This window comes from Caballeronia sp. (assembly GCF_049581465.1).
In the GTDB taxonomy this organism is placed as follows: domain Bacteria; phylum Pseudomonadota; class Gammaproteobacteria; order Burkholderiales; family Burkholderiaceae; genus Caballeronia.
This window is the reverse complement of the sequence record NZ_JBAUSA010000492.1, coordinates 1-5,146: the sequence shown is the minus strand read 5'-3', so window position 1 is coordinate 5,146 and position 5,146 is coordinate 1. Positions and strand designations below refer to the sequence as shown.

Below are 5,146 nucleotides of genomic sequence, written 5' to 3'. Positions count from 1 at the left end.
ACCCAAGGCTGACCGTCGTGTGAGCGACCCCATTGTCTGCTAAGACATGCCACGTCGCCTCTGTACTACGCGGAGGACGCCACAGGCCGGGCGCATAGTTACTTCAATCGATTGAGACGAATGAGCAAGTTTTCGAGTCGCTTGAGGGTTCCCGGGGTCCGGTCAGCCGTTTATGCTTAGATCCATTGACTGCCCGAGTCGCTCGTACCGAATCGCAAGGAGTTATCTAAATGCTGCCCCTCTCGACGTTGTTGCCATTCTTCGGAATTTCGCTTGTGCTGGGGCTCACTCCCGGTCCGGACAATCTCTTCGTGCTGCTGCAGTCTGCGATGCGAGGTCCTCGCTCAGGCATGGTGATCGTATTGGGACTGTGTACGGGGCTTCTGGTGCACACGTTTGTTGTCGCAGTTGGACTCGGCGCTCTGCTGGTGGCTTCCAAACTGGCCTTCACGCTGCTCAAAAGCGTCGGTGCCGCTTATCTTGTCTATCTGGCGTGGCAGGCGTGGCGTGCGCCGGTAGGCGTAAATCCAGGCAAGGTCGAGGATGTTGACGCGGCCCACCTGTATCGGCGTGGCCTACTCATGAACCTTAGTAACCCTAAGGTAGTGATATTTTTCCTCGCGTTTTTGCCGCAGTTCGTCATCGGAGACCGAGGGCATATCCCCCTTCAAATTGCCGTGCTCGGGATGAGTTTCATTGCGGCGAGCCTCGTCGTGTTCAGCCTGATCGCATTCTCTTCGGGCGTTGGCGGAAAGCTGCTGCTGCGATCAACGCGCACCCAACGAATGCTCAACCGGTTTGCCAGCCTGGTGTTTGTCGCGCTCGCTGTAAAACTCGCCAGCACTCAACTGTGAATCCGGCCCGAACGGCAAATCCAGTGTCTGCCGGCCTGGGTGGTAGCCACTCCCCGCATTGCGGATCCCGGCCAGGAAGCCCGCATGGAGGTTATTTTGGTTAACGCGATTGTGCGCGCCGTCGGAGAAGAACTTGAAACGATGCGGAAAATATGGACCGTACGGACAGATTTTCCAATGAAGTTCCAGAGGCTATCCCGATGCAACCCCGACGGGGGGCTTGAGAGCACTTGAATCAACCGGCCAACAGATTCTTTTTCGACCGGTTACCCCATACCAATAGTGGTCTCCAACTACTTAGAACAACCAAACACCCCCTACTCCACCGTCACCGACTTAGCCAGATTCCTGGGCTTATCAACATCCGTCCCCCTCGCGCAAGCCGTGTGATACGCCAACAATTGAAGCGGCACAACATGCAATATCGGGGACAACAACCCATAATGCTCAGGCATCCGAATCACATGAATACCGTCCTCACTGACAATACGCGTATCGGAATCGGCAAACACATACAGCTCCCCGCCCCGCGCCCTGACCTCCTGCATATTCGACTTCAGCTTTTCCAGCAACGCATCATTGGGCGCAACGGTCACAACCGGCATCGCCTCAGTCACCAACGCCAAAGGTCCATGCTTCAACTCGCCGGCCGGATAAGCCTCCGCGTGAATATAGGAAATCTCCTTCAGCTTCAATGCACCTTCAAGCGCGATCGGGTAATGCAAACCACGCCCTAAGAACAACGCATTTTCCTTACGCGAAAACTCCTCCGACCAGGCAATAATCTGCGGCTCCAAGGCAAGCACGCTATTAAGCGCCGCAGGCAAGTGCCGCAATTGCACGAGATAAGCCGCTTCCTGCTTAGCATTCACGTGCCCGCGCAACGTGCCCAGCGTGACCGCAAGCACAAACAAGCCGACTAATTGCGTCGTAAAAGCCTTAGTCGATGCAACGCCGATCTCCGTCCCCGCATGCGTCAAGAACGCGAGCTTAGTCAGCCGAACCATCGCGCTGGTGGCGACATTGCAAACCGCCAGCGTATGTGCGTGCCCAAGCGATTGCGCATGCTTCAACGCGGCGAGCGTATCGGCGGTTTCGCCCGATTGCGATATCACCACCACCAACGTCTTAGGATTTGGCACCGACTCGCGATACCGGTACTCACTAGCAATCTCTACTTGCGTCGGAATTTTCGCGATCGATTCAAGCCAGTACTTAGCCGTGAGGCCCGAGTAATAACTCGTTCCACAAGCAAGAATCAAGACGCTGTCGATATCGCCGAAAGCGTCTGCCGCCTGATCGCCGAACAAGCTGGCATCGAAACGATCGGCTTGCGGAATCGTGTCGGTGATGGCGCGCGGCTGCTCGAAGATTTCTTTCTGCATGAAATGCCGATACGGCCCGAGGTCCACGGCGCCGCCATAAGCCGCGACCACGCGAACTTCACGCTCAACCCGCAGACCCTGGCGGTCCACGATCTTCACGCCATCGAGCGAAATCTCCACAACGTCGCCTTCGTCGAGGAACGCGAAGCGATCGGTGCTGCCCGCGAGCGCGAGGGCATCGGAGGCGAGGAAGTTCTCGCCATCGCCCAGGCCGACCACGAGCGGCGAACCCTGGCGCGCGCCGACAACCACATGCGGCTGCTGCTTATGCGTCACGGCAATGGCGTACGCGCCGTGCAATTCCCTCACGGCCTCGCGCACGGCCTGGAACAAGTCGCCGCGATACATGCTGTGAATAAGGTGGGCGATGACTTCGGTATCGGTCTGCGAGACGAACTCGTAGCCCTTTCCACGCAACATGGCACGCAATGTTTCGTAGTTCTCGATAATCCCGTTGTGCACGAGCGCGAGCTCATCGCGCGAGAAAATCGGATGCGCATTGTCGGTGACGGGCGCGCCGTGCGTGGCCCAGCGCGTGTGCGCAATGCCGGTTTCGCCTTCCAGGTGCGTATCGCGAACCTGATCGGCGAGATCGGACACACGGGCGACGCTGCGTGCGCGCTTCGGTTGACCATTGGCGATCACGGCCACGCCGCAGGAATCGTAGCCGCGATATTCAAGCCGCCTCAAGCCTTCGACCAGCACCGATACGATGTTACGTTGCGCGACCGCGCCGACAATTCCGCACATGAGCTTCGTCCTTTCCAGAGGTTGCGTGTTCGACCGGCGCTCGCCACCCAGGCGCGCGCCGGCATGGAACGTTCAGGCTTTCTTCTTCACCGGCCGCACGTAACCGCTTTTGCCGACCTGGGTCTTTTCGTTCAGCACAAGCTGGTCTTGCGCAACGTCCTTCCACACGGTCGTCCCGGCCGCAATGGTCGCGCCGCGCCCCACACGCACGGGCGCGACGAGTTGCGTGTCGGAACCGACGAACACATCGTCCTCAATCACCGTGCGAAACTTGTTCGCGCCGTCGTAATTACACGTAATCGTGCCAGCGCCAATATTCACGCGCGCGCCAATATCCGCATCGCCGATATAGCTCAGGTGATTCGCCTTCGAGCCTCGCCCAAGCACCGCGTTCTTCACTTCCACGAAGTTGCCCACGTGAGCTTCGTCGCTGAGCACCGCGCCCGGCCGCAGCCGCGCGTATGGCCCCAACACGACGTTCGCGCCGGTCGTGCCACCTTCGATATGCGTGAATGCATCGACTCGCGTACCCGCGCCGATGCTGGCGTCGCGGATCACGCAATTCGGGCCGATAGTGACGTTATCGGCCAGCGTCACGCGGCCTTCGAACACACAATTCACGTCGATGGAGACATCGCGGCCGCATTCGAGCGTACCCCGCACATCGAGCCGCGCGGGGTCCATGAGCGTCACGCCCGCGACCAGCAGCGCTTCTGCCACGTCGAGTTGATGAATGCGTTCGAGTTGGGCGAGCTGCTGCTTGCTATTCACGCCAAGCGTTTCCCACTCTTCGTCCGGTTGCGACGTGACGACTTCGATGCCGGTATCAATCGCGCGCTCGACGACATCGGTGAGGTAGAACTCCCCTTGCGCGTTATCGTTTTTCAGCGACGCCAGCCAGATCCCGAGTTGCGCGGTAGGCGTAATCACGATGCCCGTATTGATCTCCGCAATCGTTCGCTGATCGGCGTTCGCGTCTTTCTGTTCGACGATGCGTTGCACCGCGCCGGTCGCATCGCGCACGATACGGCCATAGCCCGCGGGATCGTCGAGCGTGACAGTCAAGATGCCGTAGCGACCGCCTTCTGCGACGTCAGCGAGCCGCTTCAGCGTGCTGGCGCGCGTGAGCGGCACATCGCCGTAAAGAATAAGCGTGGGTACGGAACGATCGAGCAGTGGCAGCGCCTGTTGAACCGCGTGGCCAGTGCCGAGTTGTTGCGCCTGCATGGCGAACTGGACGTCAGGCGCGCCAACCGCTTTCTGGACCCGTTCGGCGCCATGTCCGACGACAACCACAAGCCGCGTGGGCTCAAGCGTGCGTGCAACGTCCAGCACGTGGGAAAGAAGCGGCTTGCCGGCCAGGGGATGAAGGACTTTCGGCAAGGCGGAATGCATGCGCTTGCCAGCGCCTGCCGCCAAAATCACAATGTTCATGGCGTCGGCTTCGTAGGAGTTTCAAGAGCCGCCAATATAACATGCGGGCATTTCGGGAAAAAACCGGCGCGGCCTTGCTGAGCAACGACTCAGCTAGATTTTGAGAGGCGAGCGGGAAGCCTCGAAGGACAAGTTTGACCGTAATCAAACTGAGAGCGCCTGCCGTTCAAGCAGGCGTTCCCGCTAACTCACCCCGCGCTACATCCAGAACTAAATATCGTCGAACTGAACGATGGAAATCGTCTGCGATGGCGCTTGCGTCGCGCACGCATCTTCATCGAAAGCGATATCCCCTGCGGGATCGGGCACGCCGGTCGCGCGCAATTCGCCGAACTGAAACAACCCGTGATCCATCAAATGCGACGGCACCACTTTCCCAAGCGCGTTGAACATGTTCTCCACGCGTCCCGGAAAGCGCTTTTCCCAATCGCGAATCAGCTCCTTCATTTCCGCGCGCTTCAAATTCGGCTGACTACCGCACAAGTTGCACGGAATAATCGGGAATTCGCGCAGTTCGGCAAACCGCTCAAGATCGGTTTCCTTGATATAAGCGAGTGGCCGGATAACGACATTCTTGCCGTCGTCGGATTGCAGCTTGGGCGGCATGCCCTTCAACTTTCCGCCGTAGAACATATTCAGGAGCAACGTCTGGAGAATGTCGTCGCGGTGATGCCCCAGTGCGATTTTGGTGGCGCCCAATTCACCCGCCACGCGATACAAGAT

The 5,146-nt window shown here is 58.8% G+C and carries 4 protein-coding genes; 1 reads left to right on the top strand and 3 read right to left on the bottom strand.

The features are described from left to right. The first annotated feature begins 230 nt into the window (after positions 1-230). A complete protein-coding gene (locus WCA53_RS12090) occupies positions 231-854 on the top strand; it encodes a LysE family translocator (protein ID WP_423909872.1) in 624 nt (207 codons plus the stop codon). Between the two features lie 317 nt (positions 855-1,171). Here the strand turns inward: WCA53_RS12090 and glmS are convergent, their stop codons facing one another. From glmS to WCA53_RS12075, 3 genes are all read right to left on the bottom strand, one after another. Continuing rightward, on the bottom strand, positions 1,172-2,989 hold the full coding sequence (gene glmS / locus WCA53_RS12085) for a glutamine--fructose-6-phosphate transaminase (isomerizing) (protein WP_423909867.1): 1,818 nt from the start codon (positions 2,987-2,989) through the stop codon (positions 1,172-1,174). 72 nt (positions 2,990-3,061) lie between these two features. Further along, entirely contained in the window at positions 3,062-4,423 is a 1,362-nt protein-coding gene (glmU, locus tag WCA53_RS12080; RefSeq protein ID WP_423909862.1) for a bifunctional UDP-N-acetylglucosamine diphosphorylase/glucosamine-1-phosphate N-acetyltransferase GlmU, read from the bottom strand. A gap of 210 nt (positions 4,424-4,633) precedes the next feature. Further along, on the bottom strand, positions 4,634-5,146 hold a 513-nt coding region (locus tag WCA53_RS12075; protein WP_423909859.1), incomplete at its 5' end, for an ATP-binding protein.